The following is a 22,466-nucleotide window of genomic DNA, read 5'->3' on the forward strand; positions in this document are numbered from 1 at the left end:
CTTACGAATCAGGCTGGATTATAAGTAACTTTTGTTTCATAAAATCGATAAACACACGGTTTTTATTAGGTAGGTATTTACTTTGTACATACTGTAAACAAATATCACCTTGGTAACTCCCTGTTAACTGCCAACCTTCCAATAATGGAATGAGCTTCCCCGTTTTAATACCCTGTTGCGCGATATAATCCGGCAATGGCCCTATACCAAAACCCTGTTCTATCGCATCTCGACGCATGTCACTGTGGTTAAGTAGATATGAACCAGCAACTTGTACGGTTGTTTGTTGATTTTCATTAATAAAGCGCCAACGGTTATCGACCATGTTTTCGCCTAAACAAATACATGATAAATATTTTAAATCATCGGGGTGTGTTGGTGGTGTATGGCTTTGTAGGAATTCAGGACTGGCACATAAAACCTGTTCAACGCGACCAATTTTAATATTTACTAAGGCTTCAATCGGGTAATCATTAATATGAATCAAGAAATCAACACCGTCATGAATAGGATCTAAAATACGGTCGGTTACTTTTAAGTGTAACTGAATGTCCGGATAGCATTTTAAAAATTCAACAAATAGTGGTCGTAACACCTTGTTCGCAAGTGATTTTGGCGCTGATACTCGCAACAGCCCACTAACCGTCGATGTTGCAGAGCGACTGGCATTAACTGCTTGGTCCGCAGACTCAACCATCTGTTTACAATAATCAAAGGTTAACTTACCTGACTCCGTTAACGCCAGTTGCCTTGTAGTACGCTGCAATAGCTTGATGCCTAACGCATCTTCTAACCTACTAATCTGACGGCTCACTGCTGAAGGTGTGACCCCAAGTTTTTTTGCCGCCTTACTAAAGTTTCCTTGCTCGATCACAGTAACAAAAATAGCCATATCAGATAATAAAGGGATTAATTTATTTGTGTCCATGAAGCACAAGTCCTTTGTCAATTAAGTGTATTGTTTAAAATAACTCATATATTAACATAGTTGCATAGTAATAAATGAGTTGCTGCGAGCAAACTTAAAATTGTAAGAGGTAAATATGGAATTGTTAATAAATACTTATATGGCAGAAATTATAGCGGTGAGCACAATTGCTATTTTTATGGCTATGTTACCCGGCGCTGATTTTGTGATGGTGACACGTACGAGCATCTACAATGGCCGTTTTGCAGGTTTATATATGAGCTTAGGTATGTGTTTATCTGTTTGTATTCACGCCAGCTATTCTATTGCTGGATTAGCAGTAGTGATAGCAAATTCGCCATGGTTATTTTCAGCAATCAAATATTTAGGTGCGGCTTATCTTATTTATATTGCTTGGCAGTTATTAACAACACGTGAGAGTTTAAATAAAGACCAAAGCAGTTCAACGACTCAAATGTCACCTTTTATGGCATTACGTTTAGGCTTTACTTGCAATATATTAAACCCCAAAACATCTATTTTCTTCTTAAGTATTTTTACGCAAGTGGTGTCGATAGATACCCCGATAATAATGCAAATAAGTTATGGCTTGATCATAGTGTTGGCACATTTTATTTGGTACAGCGGTGTGGCTTTATTGTTATCACACCCAAGCATATTGCCTCGTTTCAATCGACAAAAACAAAAAGTTGATAAAGTAGCAGGATTTGTATTGATGCTAATTGCTATAAAGCTCAGCTTAGTTTAATTAGCATGTTTAAGTCAAAAATGGCTTCTATGTTGATTGTGATAAGCGATAATGATCACTGTGGAGTTCAGTGATCATTTCATTATCGGTGAATAGTTATTCTAATGATTATGTGCAGCCAGCCACTTATCAATTAAACTTTCTTATTTCGTTACGGTTTTCAAAGCGGATTTACCCGTCATTTTTTAACGTGATTTGTGGCTCTGTATAGGCTTTAGTTCCCCATAAAGGAACGGTAGAAAGACTATGCTTAAAACTTCCTGAGGTTTCTTTGGTCGCGTAAGACAAATACATCAATGTTTGATTTTGGGCGTCATAAATACGTCTTACTTTCATGGTTTTAAAAAAGATGCTTTTTGATTTTTTAAAGACTACTTCGCCAGACTTACTTCTATCTATTTGAGCGATCATCGTTGAGGTGATTTCACCTGTTTGACGACAAGCGATTGAACTATCACTGGGATCAGATAAGCTCAAGTTCGCTTCAACACTTGCTATGTGACAAGTAACGCCGGGCACTATGGGGTCAACTAAGGTATTTAGTTTAATATCCTTGAGCGTAAACATCCCTAATGAAACATCACCTACTTCATTATCAGAGCAGCCCAGTAGCAGCGTTGAAAAACTAACTGCCAGCATAAATTTTTTCATGAATTTTCCTTGGAATAATATCAGTCGTAATGTTATACCCATTACCTTTCAGAATGCTCGATTCAGAGTGTTTAAGCAGTTTCAGTTTGAGGCGCGTCAATTAAATCAGGGTTATTCCCTATTTCCTTGTCGCAACAATAAAATGATATTGCTCAAGCGCTTCTACGATGGGGCTAAAAACGATTTATACATCGTTATTGATTTTGAAAATGGAACAACCATTCACTGCAATCAATGCCTTGCCTAAATCGATTTTTTCTCCCACTGAAACAAGCATATTGAATGGCAACGGGTATAAATAAGCAAATTATAAAGAGTGTATCACACTGAAATTTTAGCTATTAATATTCTCTTTTAAGAGATTTAACCTATCACTTGCGACTAACTCACCAAGATATAAGACAAAAGCCAGTAAATGACCTGTGCATTTAAAATATTTTGTATACAATAATAGATTGTTATTTATCATTCGGTGAGCCAGCCTTAACGCTCACTTTTATATTGGAGTAAACCAATGCGTTCTTTTTCTCGCTTTTCTTGTCGATTAGCTTTTGCTGTTAGTGTTCTAGCGACACCTTTCATAACGGTGGCAAATACCACTGTTGCTAGTAGTACAGGGGCTAGTAACCTCTTTGAAGCTAAAGATATTTTTTCACTGGAATATGCCAGCGATCCGCAAATATCTCCAGATGGCGAAAAAATTGTTTATATCAGAAATTCAAACAATATTATGACCGATGATAAAAACAAAAACCTATGGTTGGTTGATGTTGACAGTAAAAAGCAGTTACCACTTTTTTCTGATGACAAACAATATTCACAACCGCGTTGGTCAGCTGATGGCGAAAAAATTGCCTTTGTCAGTAATTTAACCGGCAGTTATCAAATACACGTGCATTACCTTAAACAAAATCGCACAGCTTTAGTTAGCCAAGTGCAAGGCGGTGTGAGCAGTTTAACTTGGTCACCAGATGGAAAATGGCTGGCGTTTACACAACTTGTTGCCGATAAAAGAACGGTTATTGCCAAAATGCCTAAAAAGCCTAAAGGGGCTAAATGGTCAAAACCTGTCGTTGTTATTGACCAAGCATATTATCAAGCAGATGGCCGCGGATTGCTTAAACCAGGTTACAAACATATTTTTGTTTTACCTAGTGAGGGTGGTACTCCACGTCAGATCACTCAAGGGGATTTTCATCATAAAGGAAAGCTTGCTTGGAATAAAAAAAGTGATGCTATCGTTTTTTCAGCAAATCGTATCTCAGATTGGGAATATAAATCACTTGAAGGTGATTTATTTAAAGTGATGGTAAATGATGGTGAGCTAACGCAGTTAACCTCTACACCGGGTAAAGAGTTTAATCCTGTGTTTTCTGAAAATGGAGAGAAACTTGCCTTTTTGTCGACTTCTAACGCATTGAACCCTTATCGTAATGCCAAATTAAATATTATGGATTGGAAGTCTAGAAAAACGAGTGAGATTGCGAGTGATTTTGACCGTTCTATCCAAGACCCACAATGGTTATCAAGCTCGTTGTTAGCGATGACTTATGATGATTTTGGTAAGCGTAAATTGGCGACTATCTCAACCAAAGGTAAAGTTAAAGACTTAACGGATACTCTAGTAGGAAGTAGCATTGGTCGTCCTTATATCAGTGGTGGTTTTACCGCCTCAAGTGAAGGTTATATGGCCTTTACGCAAGGTAGTAGTTCACGTCCAGCAGATGTTGCAGTTATTAACACCCGTAAAAAACTTGTTAAACTAACACAATTAAATGAAGACTTATTGGCACATAAAAACCTAGGTAAAGTCACTGAAATTAATTATAAATCATCATTTGATGATGAGCCTATTCAGGGTTGGTACGTTACCCCACCAAACTTCGACCCTAAGAAAAAGTATCCCCTTATTTTAGAGATCCATGGTGGTCCACACTTAGCTTACGGCCCACATTTCTCTGCGGAACTTCAACGTTTTGCAGCGCAAGGTTATGTGGTGTTTTATGATAACCATCGCGGTAGCAGTTCTTACGGCGAGCGTTTTGCCATGTTATTGAAGTATAAATACAGTTCGAAAGAAGATTTTGCCGATCATAACTCAGGTGTCGACGCTATGTTGGGCTTGGGCTTTATTGATGAAGGTAATTTGTTTATTGCTGGCGGCTCTGCTGGCGGTATTGCAACGGCTTATGCTATTGGCTTAACCGATCGTTTTTCTGCCGCCGTAGTGGTTAAACCGGTTATTAACTGGTTAAGTAAAGTACTAACAGCGGATAGTGGTTTAGGGCAAATACCTACACAGTTCCCAGGAATGCCATGGGAACACGTTGAACATTATTGGAAGCGTTCTCCAATGTCATTAGTAGGTAACGTTACAACACCGACTATGTTGATGACAGGTGAAGAAGATTTACGTACACCAATGGCGCAAACTGAGCAGTTTTATCAAGCGCTTAAATTAAGAAAGATTGATACTGTATTAGTCAAAGTACCTGGCTCGCCTCATGGTATTGCGGGAAAACCGTCAAGAATGATTACTAAAATTGAACATACCCTTGCTTGGTTTGAAAAATATAAAACCAAGGCTGCTGAGGATAATAACGAAAATTAGTAAGGTAAAAAATCATACCTGAACGTTATTTCATTACCAACGGTTATGACAGCAAAGACCAAGCTATACCTTTTGGTATTAATTCAGCTTGGTCTTTTTTTGTTTTTTTTTCGGGGGAAGGGATGTTTTATTAAAAATCCTGTTAACTCGGTCTGCATTTCATAATGTGAAATCACCAGTTGGTGCTTATGGAAATTTAAAAAATTATGATGTGATGTGGTCTATAGTTGAATTGGCTTAGCCCTTTATTGATACCCAAGCTACTTGAAGATGTGTGTTTCAGGACGTTTGAGGCACTCATGATCAAGTAGCTTGGGTATAAGTAAACTGAAAATATAGAGCGTCAGATATTTTTCAGTACTGTGATTGCCTCAATTTCTATTCTACTTCTACTCCAAAGGAAGATATTTATCTATGCTGAATTTAACTATTCGTCGTAAAGTTGTACTTACTACCTTGACTGCTGTGGTGCTATCAATATTGATTGTTAGTGCTTTTGCCCTTAACTCAAGCCGGACCATTATTATGGAGGCTGCCATTGAACGAGAATTGCCCGCAGCGCTTGGTGAGGTAGCTAATAATCTTGATGCGCAACTATTGTTACCTATTACCGTGGCGCAAACTATGTCGAGTAACCTATACTCTCAGCAGTTTATTGCCACTGGTGAACAGGAAAAAAATCATCAACAAGTGATCGCTTATTTGAAAAATATCCAGAGTGAATTTAATACAATAAGTGCCTTTTTAGTCTCAGCCAATACCGGAAAATACTTCACACCGAGTGGGCTTTTCAAAACCTTGTCGCCACAAGAAAGTAAAGATCAATGGTTTTATGGTTTTATCAATAGTGGAAACAAATATGAATTGAGCTTAGATGTTGATGAAGAAACCAATATACCGACCTTATTTATTAATTATTTAATGAAAGTTTCGGGAAAACCTAGTGCTGTTGTAGGCGTTGGTTTATCACTAGAGAATATGGCTAACAGCATAAGTCAGTACCGTATTGCACAAACAGGTAAGGTGTTTTTGGTTGATCAACAGGGCAAGATAAAACTTCACCCTGATACTCAACAAATAGGTAAAGATTTAGCTGATATTGGTGTTAGTAACAGCCAAAACCTCTTGTCTAAAGCTCAATTTAGTTCAGCTGAATTTACCCTTAATGGTACTAAAACCCTTATTGCGAGTCGTTATTTAGACAGTATTGGTTGGTATGTGGTTGCTGAAGTGCCTAAAGAAGAAGTTCTTGGAGGATTAACCCAAGCAACATGGGCCTTAGTGATGATGGGCATTATTATTGCGGTGATTTCTGCATTTGTTAGTACTTGGCTTATTTCTCGTTTAATTGCGCCTTTTGGCCAGCTTGCTGATATGTTGGCTGAAATTGGTAAAGGTGGCGGTGATTTAACGCGTCGTTTAGATGATTCACGTCAAGACGAAGCGGGTACTATGGCGAGAGGTTATAATCAATTTGTCAGCTATTTAAGTGAATTATTACAACAAGTCTCTAAAACAGGTAATGAACTTGCCGTGGCGATTGAACAAATAGATTCTCAAGCGAAGTCGATGGAGTCTGAGATAAATGAGCAAGTGAGCCGAGTTGAGCAAATTGCCACAGCAATGCATGAAATGGGTATGACGGCAGAAGAAATTGCTGGCAGTGCTAATAATGCGGCACAAAGTGCACAAGCTGCTGATGAAACAGTGCAGCAAGGTAATAATTCAGTGGTACAAACTATCGCCAGCGTTTCCGATATGAGTGAGCAGCTGGTATCTACCAGTACTATGATCGCTCAATTAGCTGAGGATGCACGTTCTATTGATACTGTGGTTGAAGTAATACGTAGTGTGTCAGAGCAAACTAACTTATTGGCGCTAAATGCAGCTATTGAAGCGGCACGAGCAGGAGAGCAAGGTCGAGGTTTTGCCGTCGTTGCTGATGAAGTTAGGACGCTTGCATCACGCAGTCATGACTCTACTAAAGAAATTAGAAATATTATTGAAAAGCTGCAAGCAAAAACAGAAGAAGTGGTTGCCGCTATTTCCCAAAGCACAGAACTCAGCACTACGAGTCAAACTGAGGCGGGTCATTCAGGCAAGCACCTAGAGAGTATTTCTGAAAGCATCAGTATAATGAATGATATGAACTTACAAATTGCTACCGCTACCGGGGAGCAATCGAATGTAGTGGGTGAGATTAACCCTCATGTTACAGCGGTTGCGGATATTTCACGTGCTAATAGCGATATCGTTCAGCAAACTTCGATTGCTTGTAGTGAGCTTAGAAATAAAGCCATTCATCTGAATGAATTGGTCTCGCGCTTTAAGTTTGACTAATATTAATTATCTGGAAAAACGGTGACTTTCAAATGGTCTGATACCAAGTCCATTAAGTTATTTACCACTCAGCGATAATTAAAAGGCTTAGAGGCAAGGCATTGATTGAAGAGAATGGTTATTCCCTTATCAAAATCAATAACACAGCATGTAAGTCTTTTAAACTCGCCCATGGGAGCTTGTCAGAAAAGCAATATCTGCACAAATTTGTTAAATATAGAATCGCTATACTTATACAAATTTTGTTTGTTATAACTCTTCTGACATAGCTCTGAGGTGGGAATAAATTTGATGGAATTGGTACAGATATCCACTAACGTCGTTGCTTTCAATCACAATAGCCCGCTATTGCTCAATCAAGCGCCTTGTTTTTGAATATTTATTTTCATTTGATTCTTCTTAAATAACCTGAACTCTGGATAATGAGTGCTTGATGATTAAGTAAAATCAACAACTTAGATTGTTACTTATGAAAAGTAATAAAATTAAAGTAGTTATACGCTTTATCAATGTTTCATTTTATTCAATTATCAAGGCAAAACGTTTATGAATAGCTGGCTATTTATCGACGTTTTAACGCTGAGAATTGGATGAAGAGGAATGTTGAGCAAGTGCTGCTTATCCAGAGTTCAGGTTAAATAGGAATAAAAATTCATTATTCGAATATAACATTATTTTTAATAAAGCTGCTTTATAGAACATAGCGATCAATAAAAAATGCCAGTCAGGTAACTGACTGGCATTTTTGTTTATTCTCTTAATTCTCGCTAAGTAATCAGTAAACTAATACGATTGGTATTACTACCAAATACGAACGCGTTCATCTTCTGCTAAATACAAAGCATCACCTGGTTTTACGTCAAACGCTTTGTACCATGCATCATGGTTACGCGGTGCTTGAGCACGAAAACGACCTGGCGCATGCGTACCACCACGAAGCTGGTTTAACATACTTTTTTCAGTGCGTTTTTCTTTCCATACTTGTGCCCAAGCTAAGAAGAAACGTTGATCACCGGTAACACCGTTAATAACCGGTGCCTCTTTGCCATTTAAGCTTAATCGGTAAGCATGGTAAGCCATAGATAAACCGCCAACATCGCCAATATTTTCGCCTAAGCTATTGCGGCCGTTAACAAAGTTATCAGGAATAGGCTCATACTTATTGTATTGTGCAACGAGTTGGTCTGCTTTAGCATCAAAAGCATCACGATCTTCATCAGTCCACCAGTTACGTTGAATACCATTAGCATCTGACTTTGAACCTTGATCATCAAAACCGTGACCCATTTCATGACCAATTACTGCACCAATTGCACCGTAATTAACAGCGGCATCGGCATTTGGATCGAAAAATGGTGGTTGTAAAATTGCTGCAGGAAATACAATTTCATTAAATGAACTGTTGTAATAAGCGTTTACACGTTGTGGTGTCATACCCCAGCGATTACGGTCGGTTTTCTTTAACTCTTTGGCAACGCTATCAGCATTAAAAAATTGACGAAGATGTTTGATGTTACCAACCAAGTCATTTTTAGAAATGGTTACGCCATCAAACTCCTGCCATACATCAGGGTAACCAATTTTAGGATTAAATGCGGCAAGCTTAGCATGAGCGTTAACTTTGGTTTCTTCACCCATCCAATCAAGTCCATCGATACGTTGGCCTAGTGCAGTACGTAAGTTTTCAACGAGTTGAGCCATTTGTAGTTTTGAACTTTCAGGGAAGAAACGGGCGACATACACTTTACCAATAGCAAAACCTAAAGATTCAGTATCAGACATTTCGCCGATAGCGCGCTTCCAACGTGGACGAGGCTCTTGCTGACCACTTAACTCTTTGCCATAAAAAGCAAAGTTAGCCGCATAAATATCTTCAGATAATAAATCGGCATTACCACTAATAGTATGGAAGGTTAAATAGTCTTGCCAAATCGATAATGGCTCTGAATTAACCAAAGCGATCATTGCTTTAACTGGTTCAGGCTGAGAAATATTAAGCTGTGGCACTTTGTAGCCAGATTGAGCGAAGTAAGTATCCCAGTCAAAATCTGGGTATTGTTTAGCTAATTCGGTACGTTGTACTTGGTTTAAGGTTAGGTCGCGATTACGTTTTTTCTCACGTGGCCAATGACCTTGAGCAATTTTAGTTTCTAGCGCTAAAATTTGTTCAGCACGTACTTGACCGTTTTCAATGCCAGCAAAACTCAACATAGTAACGATATGTTCTACATAGGCATTCCGTGTTTTCTCAAATCGTTCACTTTCTTCTAAGTAGTAAGAACGATCAGGAAGACCTAAACCACCAGCACCAACAGACATTTCATATTGATTTGGGTTTAAACGGTTAAACCACATATAACCGCCAATCGGAGACTTAGCACCTGTTAACCATGCTTCACCAAATATTTTGGTTAAGTCTTCAGTATTTTTTACTGCGCTAATTTGGTCTAAAGTCGATTGGATCGGACTGATGCCTAATTTATTAACGGTTTCAGTGTCCATATAGGCTTGATAAAAATCAGCCACTAATTGTTCATCGGCGTTTAAATCAGTACGGCTAGAAATATCGTCAATAATTTCTTTTACTTGTGTTTCGCTTCGCTCAGCTAAACCCGTAAAAGCACCAAAACGTGTTTTATCGGCAGGCATTATATAATGGTCATACCAAGTACCACTAGCATACATAAAAAAATCATCACCAGGTTTTACTATTTCATTACGGGCGCTTAAATCAACACCGAAGCTTCCTAGTTCGGCTTTACTGGCCATAGTACTTTTATTACTGTTGTCATTACTCGCGTCAAACATGCCACAACCGCCAATAACGGTAGTTGCTAAGGCAATGGCTATCAAAGTTTTTTTCATAGAATAACTCTCTTTTTAAATTAATTAGTAATACGGTTTATAGCGACACTAAAAAAGCATCTAAGTGTTGATGTATCAACTAAGATGTCGGGATTGCTTCATTACTTTTTTAAATATTAATTATTCGCTTATAGTTAACGGTACCACTTTGAACCCTGACATTTTCGCGTATGTTAATAAAATGTCAACCTAGATACGTTTAACGGTAGGGTTTACTCGACGAGGTCATTGTTACTCTACCGTTACATATATCTATTTATTGAGGGGGAAAACAAACAATAGTTATGCATGGTCTTTTGTGAATTACGCTCCTGACCCGTCATTCTCAGTCAAATCATCTTTGCAATTATTGATTTTGCTAGGTATAAAGACGGCCACGATTTGTTATTTTATGAGTTAGTTTGGTGAAAACACTTTCATTTATATTTTTATTACTGGTTACAGTTCCCGTACTTGCAAAGTCTTCTTTAGAAAAATCAGGAGACATCATCCACTTACTTTTACCTGCAACGGCCCTTGGCGCAACCTTGGTAATAGAAGATGATTATGAAGGCAGCTGGCAGCTTATAAAAACAGGCGTTGTTTCTCGCGTGGCGGTGGAAGGGTTAAAGTATGGCGTTGATAAAGACAGACCAGACGACTCTGGTGATGACTCTTTTCCGTCAGGTCATACGGCTGATAGTTTTGCAGCAGCAACCTTTATTCAACAACGTTATGGCTGGAAGTGGGGTATTCCTGCTTATATCGGTGCGACTTTTGTGGGTTATAGTCGAGTTGAAAGCGATAAACACTATCTAGAAGATGTTCTAGCGGGTGCTGCGATAGGTATCATTTCAGGCCTATATTTCACAGAACCCTACTCAGGCATTACCATTTCACCTACAGCTAAAAGTGGGCATTACGGCATTAACTTCAGCGGCACCTTTTAACCAGTTTAGTTACGTTATAAGAGATTTTATCTATGAATAATAAAGTATCACAAGAAACTCAAGAGCAAGCGCTCAAAGTTGCCAAAGGCACACAAAAAAAAGGGCAAACAAAAGAGCAAACTAAGCTCATTGCCCAAGGGATAGAAAAAGGTATTTCAGAATATAAAAAACAGCAAAGTAAAAAGTCACGTGAACGAGATAAAGACCGTAAACAGCAAGTAAAGCAAAAACAGCTGCTCACAGAAGACACCACTGAGCTGACCGAAACTCAAAGTAGCAATTACTTACCTTGGATACTATTAGGTGTTAGTTGGCTTGGTTTTATTGGTTACATTTTCTTGAGCTAATGCGTTAAAAAATAAATTAACTAACCCGTTACTTGTTTACTTAGCTGGTAAAGCCGATTGTTAAAAGGCCGCTAATCGTTCAATTAGCCAAAAGGTTGCTGTGATACCGCAAAGGTAACTAATTGGTAAACGCAGCATGGGTAAGGTTAATGGCTTATGTTGTAGCCATTTATAAAGTACTGATGCGAACTTAACCAATAAAAATAGTGCCAAAACAAAAATTAACTGACCTAATTCTACGCCGATATTAAAACTCAATAATGCTAATGATTTTTCCGTTTCGGGTAGCCCTATATCACTCAGTACTGCCGCAAAACCAAATCCATGAAGTAAGCCAAAACTCGATGAGACCAAGACCGGATAGCGTAAGCTTAAACTGTGCTGTTTGTTTTTGGCTATCTCCCAGGCTAAAAAAATAATACTTAATGCGATAACCGCTTCTACTGGCTCAATTGGGATAACCATGACATTTGTTGCTGACAAAAATAGTGTGATTGAATGAGCTATGGTAAAACCTGTAATGGTATAGAGTAGTTTTTTTCGCGTACCTGAGATATACACCAAACAAGCAACAAATAATAAGTGGTCTAAACCAATGAGAATGTGTTCTATACCAATTTCTATATAGGTAATCGCAGTGTCAAAGGTACTTAGTGAGACCACTTTTTTTATCAAGTATTCAGGAGTATCTACATTGAGTATGGTTGTTAGGGTGTCTTTATTCACTGCTATTATTCGAACGAGTATATCGCCCTTTGATCTTTCAATGCCGTCAATGCTGAGCATCATTCCTGATAACCCCGTTGCTCGATGAAATCGGCTATATTCGATATAAGCATTATTAACGACATGTTTTCTTGTTAAACCTAACTGCTGACTATTCTTAGGTAATACAAAGCTAATTTTTTCTTTTTTACCATTGCGAAGTGGTACTTTCCAAACCACGTCAAAATCTGTGTCACTAGTTGCGGTAATTGTTAGTGAGGCCGGCCTCATGTCATCGGCGAGTACTTGGCTGCAAAAGAAAGTCAAAAGTGGTAACAGCAACGTAAAACGTAATAGCCTTTTTATTTCTACCTGCATAGCAAAGATCATCAAATCACTCCGCCTTAGCTGCAGGTTCTTGCGCTATGGTATAACTTTTTAGTAGGCGTTCCTCAAAGCTTGCTTTGGCGCTTTGTAAGTTTTTATATTGCCAATCCGATAATACCGTTGATTTTATTGATTCAAAAGCTTTATTGACCGCAGGACTTCTTTGTTCGATTAAAACAAAGTGTACGCCATGTGAAGATTCGATAGGCCCAGACCATGAAGATAAAGGAGCATGGATTAATTGTTTGCTAAAACTTTTGCCAAATAATCTATCTATTTGCACAGAATCTTTATTGGTTACTTGGTAAGGGAGGAATTTCAGGTCGCCTTGTGGTGTTTTACCTTGTTTGATTGATAGTTGCTGCAGAACAATTTTTTGTTGTAATTCATCGTGATTACCATCAATGGATAAATGAACTTGTTGAAAGCTTAGCACTTGCTGGGTTTGATAGTTTTCAATATGTTGCTGATAAAATTGCATTAACTCTGTATTGTTTGGCTCTTTAGTCGTAACAAGATCTTCAATCAAAAACTCTATTTTTTGTCTTAAACGTCTATCAATTACTTTATCACCCCTATCCATATTTAATGCGCGTGCTTCACGAATATACATCTCATTAACCGCGTAGTGAAGTGTTGCATTTTCTAACTCTTTTGCTAAAGGGGCACGGTTCCAGCGAGTTAAAAAGTTTTGTTTAATTTGTTCTATTCGCCCTTGGCTGATGGTAATTGTATTCGGGTTGTCATCTTGTGCATTAAGTTGTTCAAAGATAATAAATAACAAAATAGCAATAACGAGGAAGTGAACCAGTGGTTCGGTAATCAGTTTTTTAAGCATAGTATGAGTAGTAATATAAAGTAGATGTAAAATAATAAAAATTAATGGTCTATTGTCAGTGATTGGATGAAAGCTCTGGGAGTTATCACACTCACAGAGCTTGATTCTTATTTAGCTGAATACCAAATTGGCGAAGAATAAGCGCGTTCTTGACCAACAAGTTCTGCTTCTTTAGGTAATACAGCACCTAACCTTACTTTATCGTATAACACCCATCGCGGTGTTGGGATTTCGATAACACGGGTGTAGTAGAATGCCGACTCATTTTTATCAAAGTCAGGATCGGTCCACACTGTAGATAACTGTGCATCACCAATGCTATTTGTCCAAGTCGCCGTATTTAAATCAACGGTGTTACCTACTGCCTTTTTAGTACGGCCTGAGCTGTCAATGTTACGCCCATCAGAAACAGCAACATCATAAACACGCTCATGTAATTTACCTGATTTATCTAACCAGCCTTTGATGACTTGAATACGATCAAGGTAAGCGCTTTTCGGATCTCTCATAGCATAAACCATAAAAGAAGGCGCTTTGTTAGATTTTTGCTTAACAAGATCACCGCCCATTGGTACACCTTTCGCGTAGCCTACTTTTGCCGGATCATTGGCTTGTAAATCTTGTTTGTTATAATCCCAACCACCAAAGAATCGAACTGTCATGCGAGGGCCCGTGGTACCGTAAGTTTCTTTACGCTCCATGGCATCAAATAATGCGCCACGGGTATTTTCATGTGCCCAAATACCGGTATAACCAGAAGAAACTAACTTGTAACCCTCAAATGCACCTAAATCAGATGAAACAAATGGATGGTTAATACGATCTTTTGAGGGTTCAACACTGGTAGATTTACCAAAGAAGTTATCTTCATCAGCAGTTGCTAATGAGGTATGGCTGTCTGTTGCGCCACCAAAACCAAATTTATAGGGGTTATAACCCAATTTTTTCTCTAACAGTAACCCTTGTTTAAGCGCTTCACGGGCATATTCGCCTTTAAGCATTTCAGGTTGTTTCTTTTGGGAAATATCTAAATTACCCACATCCCAGGTTTCATAATCAGCAAATTCATCTTCAGGTGATAAATAAGGGTGTGCTTCACCATCACCTTTTATTTGGGTAATTTCGTAATGCGGTTCCCATTTAGCGCGGAGTTTTACATAATTTTTATCAACGGTGCCACCAGCATAAGTTCCTTCGGTAGGAAACATCCAACCATTTGATAAGTTACCGTTATGTGAAAATGCAAAAGCTCTACCGCCAGTATTTTTTTCATAATCTTCTAACCATTGATATAGCGCTAACGGATCAGTACTACCGAGTGGTGGTTGTGTTGTTAAAGGCTCAACTTTTAAAGCTAAATCGGCATTATCACGAAGAATAACATTTCGATGTAAGTTGAAACCTTTAGGCACTGAGGTCCATTCAAAACCGATAAAAGCAGTAAAGAGTCCTGGCTCATTATGCTCTTCTGCGGCATTGACTATGGTTTTCCATATACGGTTAAATACTGCAGAGCCAGGGCTGTATTCTTTCACCAGTTGCTTAGGTAACGTCATTTGAGCAAAGTTACCGATTAAATCAAAAGCAGCTTCGCCAGCGGCTTTACCACCTTTTTTAAACCCTTCATGCCATTCTTTAGCCTTGGGTATGGCTAAAATATTATCGGTACCATTTTGAATATCCGTGGCAATACCCATTAAATCTGAATGGTCAGTCACAATTAACCAATCTAGCGGGCGGGCAAGTTTTACTGGAATACCTTTCGCGGAGTTAATTTGTTCGCCTCGGGCTAAGCGATAGGCATCATCAATACTAACGGTATTACCAAATAAGCCAGCATCAAGTGATAGACCGGTATGAAGATGAGAATCGCCCCAATACACATTATTAGGTTGCGTATTATTCGCACGAGGCGAATATTTTTTATCCGCTTCGGTTGTTTGTGAAGCTAACGCACTTTGCCCAGCGGCAAGTACGCAAGCAAGGCTAACGGCGGTAACAATCTTATTATTCAGCATAACCAGTCCTTGTAAGAATCTAACAACAATAACTTATAGTACAAAATTACACCTAAGGTTAGCTGGTGATTATAGTTGTGTAAAGTAGGAAAGGGGTTACTTTTCAATACTCAACTTGAAGATAGCTGACTATGATTTGAATTTATTCGATGATCTGATCAACTCAGTACTGGCTTGTTTACTTTATAACAACTAATTAGAAAAGTTATGATCTATGCCTAAACATGAATATTTTGAATTTGTAAAAATGCTGTTTTATTTTTAATAGAGTCTAGTGATGAGTTCTTGGCCAGAATATGTAACTGCTTTACCTGATGGACATCCTGTAAAAGTTTACTTTGAAGAAAATCTGTTGGTTCAATCTTTACTTTCAGAGATATGTGCAATAGATGCGCAAGTTGATTTTGAATTATTTTTTAATGTATTTAATCAACTATCTGGTGTTGAAAAGCGCTTTACTCGAAAAGAAAACCAGCTTTTCCCTTATTTGGAGAAACATGGTTGGACAGGACCTAGCCAAGGAATGTGGGCATTTCACGATGAAATACGAGATTTATTCCGTGAAGTAAGGGGCTGTATAGAAGCAAAGTCACTTAATAAAGTCACAGAATTGTCAAACGTATAGACCGTGAATTATTTCACCTAATGGAGATAGAAGAGCACAGACTTTTTCCAAATGCCCTTGAATTATTAAGTGAAGAAGATTGGCAAGAGATGCGAGAAGGGGATATGGAGATTGGTTGGATGTTAGCTAAAGAGCCAGTACCTTACCCAGCAGAAGAGTACGTGCATCCTGGCGAAGATAGGCGTAAACGCCGTTTACCTTTTTCAACCGACGATCGTATTCGCCTTGATGAAGGCTATATTTCGACAGAGCAGTTAAACCTGATGTTGCAGTTTATGCCAATAGATCTTACCTATGTTGATGAAAATGATATCGTAGTTTTTTACAATCGCGGTGATAACCGTGTGTTCCCTCGCTCTGCTGGTATTATTGGTCGGGAAGTTAAGTTCTGTCACCCACCTAAGTCAGTCGATCACGTTTTGAAAATTCTTGAAGAATTTAAAAAGGGTACCCAAGATAAGGCTGAATTTTGGATTAACTTTAAAGATAAGAAAATTCATATTCGTTACTTTGCTATTAGAGATAAAGAAGGCACTTACAAAGGTGTTATTGAAATGTCGCAAGATATCACTGAGATTTTGAAAATAGAAGGTCAGCAACGATTACTTGATTGGGGCTAGTGATATCTCAGTTAACTGTATCTCAATTAAAATAATAAAATTCACAAAAGCATAAAGCTAATATTAGTAAGGCAGGGTGGTTATTTACCACAATACCTTTTTCTGAACAGAGTTAACTTATTCAATATCGCTTAGTTAAAGCGGCGGATACAAAAAGGGTCTATATTAATTTCAGGTGAATGCCCTGTCACTAACTGACCGATAAGTTTCCCCGTTATTGCTCCTTGGGTTAACCCTAAGTGCTGATGCCCAAGAGCAAAAAAAATTTTATCATGATTTGGCGCTTGGCAAATTACAGGTAAAGAGTCAGGTAGTGATGGACGACACCCCATCCAAGCTTCTTGCTTCTCTTCATTTTCAGGCAATCTCTTTAAAATATAAGCGGCATTACCTTTTAACATTTCAGCACGCTTATAATTTGCCGGAGCGTTCAGCCCCGCGTATTCAACAGTACCTGCTAACCTTAATGTTTTACCCATCGGCGTAATAATAAAGCGACGTTCGGCAGAAGCAACGGGCCGAGACAAAAGGGCGCTGGCTGCTGCTGAAATGGGCAAACTCAAACTATATCCTCGCTCAGCTTCGATAGGTAAATGATAGTTTAAGCCATTGAGTAACTTTTTTGACCACGCGCCACATGCAATAACGCAGTGATCAACATGTAAATGTTGTTCATCTATCTCTACGGTGACTCCAGACTGTGTCTGAGTGACAGAAGTTACGGCTGTTTGTTGAAAGGTCATGCCTTTACACATCGCAAACTCAGCCAATGTTTTGCTCAGTGCTAGCGGGTCAATTGTATGGGCAACATCAGTAAAATATAGTGAGTAGTTGATGTTGTTACTTAAATTGGGCTCTAACTCAAGGGTTTGCCTTTTATCTAAAAGTTTTACCGCAATGCCCGCAGCTAAATAATGCTGATACATAAGCTCAACTTTAGTTCGGTCATTGGTTTCAAAGACTAGTAACGAACCATCTAAGCTAATTAAATGCTCGGCCTCAGCAGCTTTCAGTAGTGCTGTATAATGGTGGATGGCATTTTTGTTGAGTGCTTGTAGGGCTTTCTTGTTTTTGTTACGTAGTGTTGGGCGCATATTATTAAAAAACTGCATAAACCACGGAATGGCTTTGATGAAGTGCTTGGCAGATAAAGCGACAGGCCCAAGCGGATCAAACAGTAATTTTGGCATTTGCCATAACAATGAAAACTCAGCAAGTGGAAAGACTTGTTCAGTAGCAAAATGACCAGCATTAGCTTTAGAGCACCCTAAACCAATGCCTTCTTTATCAAGTAAGGTCACTTGATAGCCTAAGCTTTGTAATTCTAACGCACAGTTTATACCGATAATTCCAGCACCGATAACCGCAACGGTTTGTTGTTTGTTATTCCCTTCTTGATCAACGACTGTGCTCATTTAACTAATACCCTGTGATGACTGAAAGTTTAAATCGATAGTGTTATACCCGTAATCATTCAAAATGCTCGATTCAGAGTGCTTGAGCAATTTCAGTTTGAGGCGCGTCAATTAAATCAGGGTTATTCCCTATTTCTTTGGCGCAACAATAAAATGATATTACTCAAGCGCTTCTTTGATGGGGCTAAAAACGATTTATACGTCGTTATTGATTTTGAGAAAGACGCTACATGGATGTAGCTTATTAGAGAATGCAGGAGCATATTCTCCTGAACAACCATTCACTACAATCAATGCCTTGCCTAAATCGTTTTTTCTCCCACTGAAACATGCATTTTGAATGATCACGGGTATATTGGCATTTTGATTAAATAACCTCAGCACGGCTTAATAATTAATTTACTGTTTTATCTATCTCTTAAGCAGAGTTGAGGTTAAGTCAAAAATTATACTTGCCACAAATTAAATATTGTATACAATATATTTAAATCTGACTAGCAATAGTTTATCAAAACCAATTGTGGAGTGTCGCGATTGGTCTTTAATCACGAAAAATGAAGAGAATATTATGAACGTAAACTGGCAAGGTGTTTACCCAGCAGTAACAACGCAATACAACGAAGATTTATCTATTAACTTTGAAGCAACTACTCAAATGGTTGATACCATTATCAAAGAAGGTGTTAATGGCATCATTGCTTTAGGAACTGTTGGTGAAAATGCTTCACATACCCGTGAAGAAAAAGTCGCTATTTTAAAAGCGGTAAAAGAAGTTGTTGCGGGTCGTGTGCCGGTACTTTCTGGTGTTGCTGAAACATCGACTCAGTTTGCGATTGAATTCTCACAAGCCTGCGAAGCAATAGGTATTGATGGCTTAATGGTTTTACCAGGCATGATTTACAAATCTGATGAAAGCGAAGCGGTAAATCATTATCAGCAAATTGCGCGTAATTGTGGTTTACCTATTATGATTTACAACAACCCTGTTACTTATGGTGTTGATGTTGGCATTGAAGGCATGAAAATCTTGGCACAAGAAGACAACATAGTATCAATTAAAGAAGCAACTGAAGATACGCGTCGTATCTCTGAGTTGTACTCCGCATTTGATGATCGTTTTGTTATCTTTGGCGGTGTAGATGATATTGCCCTTGAATCTTTAATGCTGGGTTGTACTGGCTGGATTTCAGGCTTAACAAATGTTTTCCCAAAAGAGTCCGTTGCTATCTATAAATTAGCAGAGCAAGGACGTTATGCCGAAGCCCTTGAAATTTGGCGCTGGTTCTTACCTTTATTACGCTTAGATACCGTACCTAAACTTGTTCAGTGCATTAAATTATGTGAACAACTTGCTGGTCGTGGTAGCGAATTAACACGTGCCCCACGTATGCCTTTAGTTGGTGATGAGCGAGCAAACGTTGAACGTATCTATAATGAAGCGGTTGCTAATCGTATCGATTTAAGCAAATTCAACTTAGATTAATTTTCGATCTCTCATTAATTCGCGAGTCTTGAAAGTCTTTTTCAGTACTCGCGCATCGTTAGTTAATTAAGATAAATTACAACGCTTGGGGACAATATGGTTAAGGGTACATTTTTTTGTATTGATGCACACACTTGTGGTAATCCGGTTCGATTAGTAACCAGCGGTCACCCCCATTTAGTGGGTAAAACTATGAGTGAAAAGCGACTTGATTTCATTGAGCGCTATGACTGGATACGTCGAGGGTTAATGTTTGAACCGCGTGGGCACGATATGATGTCTGGTGCATTTTTATATCCACCTTGCAGTAATAATGCCGATGCATCGATTCTATTTATTGAAACTTCTGGCTGCCTACCTATGTGTGGCCATGGCACTATTGGCACGGTTACCGCAGGATTAGAGAGCGGTATTATCACGCCAAAAATTCCAGGTAAGCTCATTATCGATGTGCCTGCAGGTCAAATTATCATTGAGTATCAAGAAAATGATGGCAAAGTTTCTAACGTTAAAATATTCAATGTTGCCTCCTACTTAGCACACCGAGATATCACTTTAGATATTCCTGAGTTGGGTCAGTTAACTGTCGATGTCTCTTACGGCGGTAATTTTTATGTGATTGTTGAACCACAAGAAAACTTCCCCGGAATCGACCAATGGAGTGCTGCAGCGATATTACAGTGGAGTCCTGTTATTCGTGAAGTGGCAAGTAAAACCCTTGATTGTGTTCACCCAGAAGATGCCAGTGTTAATGGCGTTAGCCACGTTTTGTGGACAGGAAAATCGCAAACCAAAGGCTCAGACGCAGCCAATGCGGTATTTTATGGCGATAAAGCCATTGACCGCTCTCCTTGCGGCACGGGAACTAGCGCGAGAATGGCACAATTATTTGCCAAAGGTGAGTTAGCTTTAGGGGATACTTTTATTCATGAGAGTTATATCGGTAGTCAATTCACCGGCAAGATTGAAGGTGTTGTGGAGTTAGCTACTCAAGGCAAACCTATAACCGCCATAATGCCGAGCATACAAGGTTGGGCGAAAGTTTTTGCAAAAAACTGCATCACTATTGATGACGATGACCCTTATGCTTTTGGCTTTAGCGTTAAGTAAACTAACTAATACAGAGCTAACAAAGGGTGAAAACATGGAAAACTCCCATCGTATTCTTTGTTTAAGTGAAGGTTTAAGCACAACTTTAAGCACAACTTTAAGCAGAATTTAAATACAAATTTAACTACGAATTACACCCAGTGTCTTTATTTAATAAAGGCACTTAGCAATATAAGTGAGTAAGAACATGACAATAACAGGACAGAATTTAATTGCTGGCGAATGGTCAGGCAATACACAAGGTGGCTTTAAAGCATTTAATGCCCAAACACATTGTGCTATTGATCTTGAGTTTGCTGAGGCAACAATGCTTGAAGTAAACACCGCGGTCAACCGTGCCAATGAAGCGTTCATTACTTATAGCCAGTTAAGTGCAAAAAAGCGCGCTACTTTCTTACGGACCATTGGGGCTGAAATTCTTGCCTTAGGTGATGAACTTGTTGAAACCGCTTGTGGTGAAACAGGTTTACCAGCAATGCGTATTCAAGGTGAGCGAGGCAGAACAATTGGCCAACTTGGTTTATTTGCTGATTTATTAGAAGCAGGTGAGTATCAAGGCGTTATTGAGCAAGCAAACAATGATCGCCAACCGTTACCAAAGCCAGATACCCGTTTAGGTTATTTACCTTTAGGTGTCGTTGGTGTTTTTGCAGCAAGTAACTTTCCTCTTGCTTTCTCTACTGCTGGTGGTGACACCGCATCGGCATTAGCTGCGGGCTGTCCTGTGGTGATGAAAGCGCACGCCGCACATCCAGCTACCGCTGAATTAGTCGCAAGAGCAATACTCAAAGCGATTGATATTTGCGAATTAGACCGTGGAGTGTTCTCCCTTATTCAAGGTAAAAACTACGCTATTGCTACGCAAATTGTGACTCACCCATTAGTGAAGGCTGTTGGTTTTACGGGCTCTGAACGTGTAGGTATGATTTTACAAGCGCAAATTTATCAACGCCCTGAGCCTATTCCTTTTTATGGCGAGCTTGGCAGTATTAACCCGCAATTTATTATGCCTAATAAATTGGCACAAGATGGCAATGAAATAGCACAAGGCCTAGTTGCTTCATTAATGATGGGACAAGGACAATTTTGTACCAGCCCTGGGGTTTGGGTGGTCGTAGGTAGTGAAGAAAGTGAAAATTACCAAACTTTTATCGCCTCAGCAAGTGAAGCGTTAGCACAACAATCTGCTGGTGTTATGTTAACGCCTGCCATGTGTGCCAGCTATAACGATGCTGTTGCAGAGCGTGAAGCGCTGAGCGGTGTTAGTTTGCTATCAACAGGCCTTATGGGAAATGAGCAAGAGTGTTCAGCGTCTTTATTTGCCACCGATCTTGCTACATTCGCTAAAACGCCATTATTACAAGAAGAAGTGTTTGGCTTTAGTGCTTTGGTTGTTCGCTGTGAAGATACGACTGAAATGATGGAGTTTGTAACATTACTTAAAGGTAATTTAACCGCCAGTATTCATGGTTTGAATAGTGATTTAGCTGAAGCCAAAGTGCTGAGTCAAAGTCTTGCCCATAAAGTAGGACGCTTGATTTACAATCAAATGCCTACAGGTGTTGAAGTGTGCGCCTCAATGAATCACGGTGGTCCGTTCCCAGCATCAACTAATATCAGAACAACGTCAGTGGGCAGTGAAGCCATTACTCGTTTTAGACGTCCTATCTGTTATCAAAATATGCCGGCAGAGTTGTTACCGACCTTGTTGAGAGATTAACTAAAGATAAGTTTAAAGCCAAGTGCACATTATGTTCTTGGTTTTTTTTTCGCTAAAGTTCATTGTTACGTTCAATTGCAGAACTGAACTATTGTCACAGATTTTACACTACAGGTAGATAAGATA

Annotated in this window: 17 protein-coding genes; 10 read left to right on the plus strand and 7 right to left on the minus strand. The window is 38.9% G+C overall.

The genetic code is table 11. The features are described 5' to 3' along the window. Window position 1: 1 nt before the first annotated feature. Window positions 2-928, minus strand: a complete 927-nt coding sequence (locus CPS_RS06360) for a LysR family transcriptional regulator (RefSeq protein ID WP_011042271.1) — start codon at window positions 926-928, stop codon at window positions 2-4. Between the two features lie 115 nt (window positions 929-1,043). Between CPS_RS06360 and CPS_RS06365 the strand changes: the two genes are divergently transcribed. Then, on the plus strand, window positions 1,044-1,676 hold the full coding sequence (locus tag CPS_RS06365; RefSeq protein WP_011042272.1) for a LysE family translocator: 633 nt from the start codon (window positions 1,044-1,046) through the stop codon (window positions 1,674-1,676). Window positions 1,677-1,847: 171 nt separating this feature from the next. On the opposite strand, the gene CPS_RS06370 is transcribed toward CPS_RS06365, so the two are convergent. Continuing rightward, a complete protein-coding gene (locus CPS_RS06370; protein ID WP_011042273.1) occupies window positions 1,848-2,327 on the minus strand; it encodes a CreA family protein in 480 nt (159 codons plus the stop codon). Between the two features lie 514 nt (window positions 2,328-2,841). Here CPS_RS06370 and CPS_RS06375 point away from each other — a divergent pair. Next, the gene (locus CPS_RS06375; RefSeq protein ID WP_011042275.1) at window positions 2,842-4,938 is read left to right on the plus strand and encodes a S9 family peptidase; all 2,097 of its coding nucleotides are present in this window, start codon (window positions 2,842-2,844) and stop codon (window positions 4,936-4,938) included. Window positions 4,939-5,352: 414 nt separating this feature from the next. Continuing rightward, window positions 5,353-7,278, plus strand: coding sequence for a methyl-accepting chemotaxis protein (locus CPS_RS06380; RefSeq protein WP_011042276.1), 1,926 nt, complete (start codon window positions 5,353-5,355; stop codon window positions 7,276-7,278). An 801-nt stretch (window positions 7,279-8,079) separates the two neighbouring features. Here CPS_RS06380 and CPS_RS06385 read toward each other — a convergent pair. Continuing rightward, window positions 8,080-10,143: a M13 family metallopeptidase gene (locus tag CPS_RS06385; protein ID WP_011042277.1), complete on the minus strand. Its 2,064-nt coding sequence runs from the start codon at window positions 10,141-10,143 to the stop codon at window positions 8,080-8,082. A gap of 434 nt (window positions 10,144-10,577) precedes the next feature. Between CPS_RS06385 and CPS_RS06390 the strand changes: the two genes are divergently transcribed. Both CPS_RS06390 and CPS_RS06395 read left to right on the plus strand, forming a co-directional pair. Then, window positions 10,578-11,072 carry a phosphatase PAP2 family protein gene (locus CPS_RS06390; protein ID WP_138140353.1) on the plus strand — a complete coding sequence of 165 codons (495 nt, stop codon included), beginning with the start codon at window positions 10,578-10,580 and terminating at the stop codon, window positions 11,070-11,072. A gap of 32 nt (window positions 11,073-11,104) precedes the next feature. Further along, entirely contained in the window at window positions 11,105-11,419 is a 315-nt protein-coding gene (locus CPS_RS06395) for a DUF2956 domain-containing protein (protein ID WP_011042279.1), read from the plus strand. A 60-nt stretch (window positions 11,420-11,479) separates the two neighbouring features. Here CPS_RS06395 and CPS_RS06400 read toward each other — a convergent pair whose 3' ends face one another. The 3 genes from CPS_RS06400 to CPS_RS06410 form a co-directional block, all read right to left on the minus strand. After that, entirely contained in the window at window positions 11,480-12,514 is a 1,035-nt protein-coding gene (locus CPS_RS06400; RefSeq protein WP_011042280.1) for a HupE/UreJ family protein, read from the minus strand. Window positions 12,515-12,518: 4 nt separating this feature from the next. After that, window positions 12,519-13,349, minus strand: a complete 831-nt coding sequence (locus CPS_RS06405; RefSeq protein WP_011042281.1) for a peptidyl-prolyl cis-trans isomerase — start codon at window positions 13,347-13,349, stop codon at window positions 12,519-12,521. 107 nt (window positions 13,350-13,456) lie between these two features. Further along, window positions 13,457-15,367: a DUF3604 domain-containing protein gene (locus CPS_RS06410; protein ID WP_011042282.1), complete on the minus strand. Its 1,911-nt coding sequence runs from the start codon at window positions 15,365-15,367 to the stop codon at window positions 13,457-13,459. 277 nt (window positions 15,368-15,644) lie between these two features. Between CPS_RS06410 and CPS_RS23985 the strand changes: the two genes are divergently transcribed. After that, the gene (locus CPS_RS23985) at window positions 15,645-15,992 is read left to right on the plus strand and encodes a hemerythrin domain-containing protein (RefSeq protein WP_202944303.1); all 348 of its coding nucleotides are present in this window, start codon (window positions 15,645-15,647) and stop codon (window positions 15,990-15,992) included. Between the two features lie 20 nt (window positions 15,993-16,012). Next, a complete protein-coding gene (locus CPS_RS23990) occupies window positions 16,013-16,612 on the plus strand; it encodes a PAS domain-containing protein (protein ID WP_202944304.1) in 600 nt (199 codons plus the stop codon). Between the two features lie 131 nt (window positions 16,613-16,743). On the opposite strand, the gene CPS_RS06420 is transcribed toward CPS_RS23990, so the two are convergent. Then, a complete protein-coding gene (locus tag CPS_RS06420; RefSeq protein WP_011042283.1) occupies window positions 16,744-18,027 on the minus strand; it encodes an NAD(P)/FAD-dependent oxidoreductase in 1,284 nt (427 codons plus the stop codon). 568 nt (window positions 18,028-18,595) lie between these two features. Here CPS_RS06420 and CPS_RS06425 point away from each other — a divergent pair. The 3 genes from CPS_RS06425 (at window position 18,596) to CPS_RS06435 (ending at window position 22,340) form a co-directional block, all read left to right on the plus strand. After that, window positions 18,596-19,510: a dihydrodipicolinate synthase family protein gene (locus CPS_RS06425; RefSeq protein ID WP_011042285.1), complete on the plus strand. Its 915-nt coding sequence runs from the start codon at window positions 18,596-18,598 to the stop codon at window positions 19,508-19,510. 96 nt (window positions 19,511-19,606) lie between these two features. Continuing rightward, complete coding sequence (locus tag CPS_RS06430) at window positions 19,607-20,620, plus strand: 4-hydroxyproline epimerase (protein ID WP_041736754.1); 1,014 nt, start codon at window positions 19,607-19,609, stop codon at window positions 20,618-20,620. 187 nt (window positions 20,621-20,807) lie between these two features. Continuing rightward, window positions 20,808-22,340, plus strand: coding sequence for an aldehyde dehydrogenase (NADP(+)) (locus CPS_RS06435; protein WP_011042287.1), 1,533 nt, complete (start codon window positions 20,808-20,810; stop codon window positions 22,338-22,340). Window positions 22,341-22,466 lie beyond the last annotated feature (126 nt).

The organism is Colwellia psychrerythraea 34H (assembly GCF_000012325.1).
GTDB classification, from domain to species: Bacteria; Pseudomonadota; Gammaproteobacteria; order Enterobacterales; family Alteromonadaceae; genus Colwellia; species Colwellia psychrerythraea_A.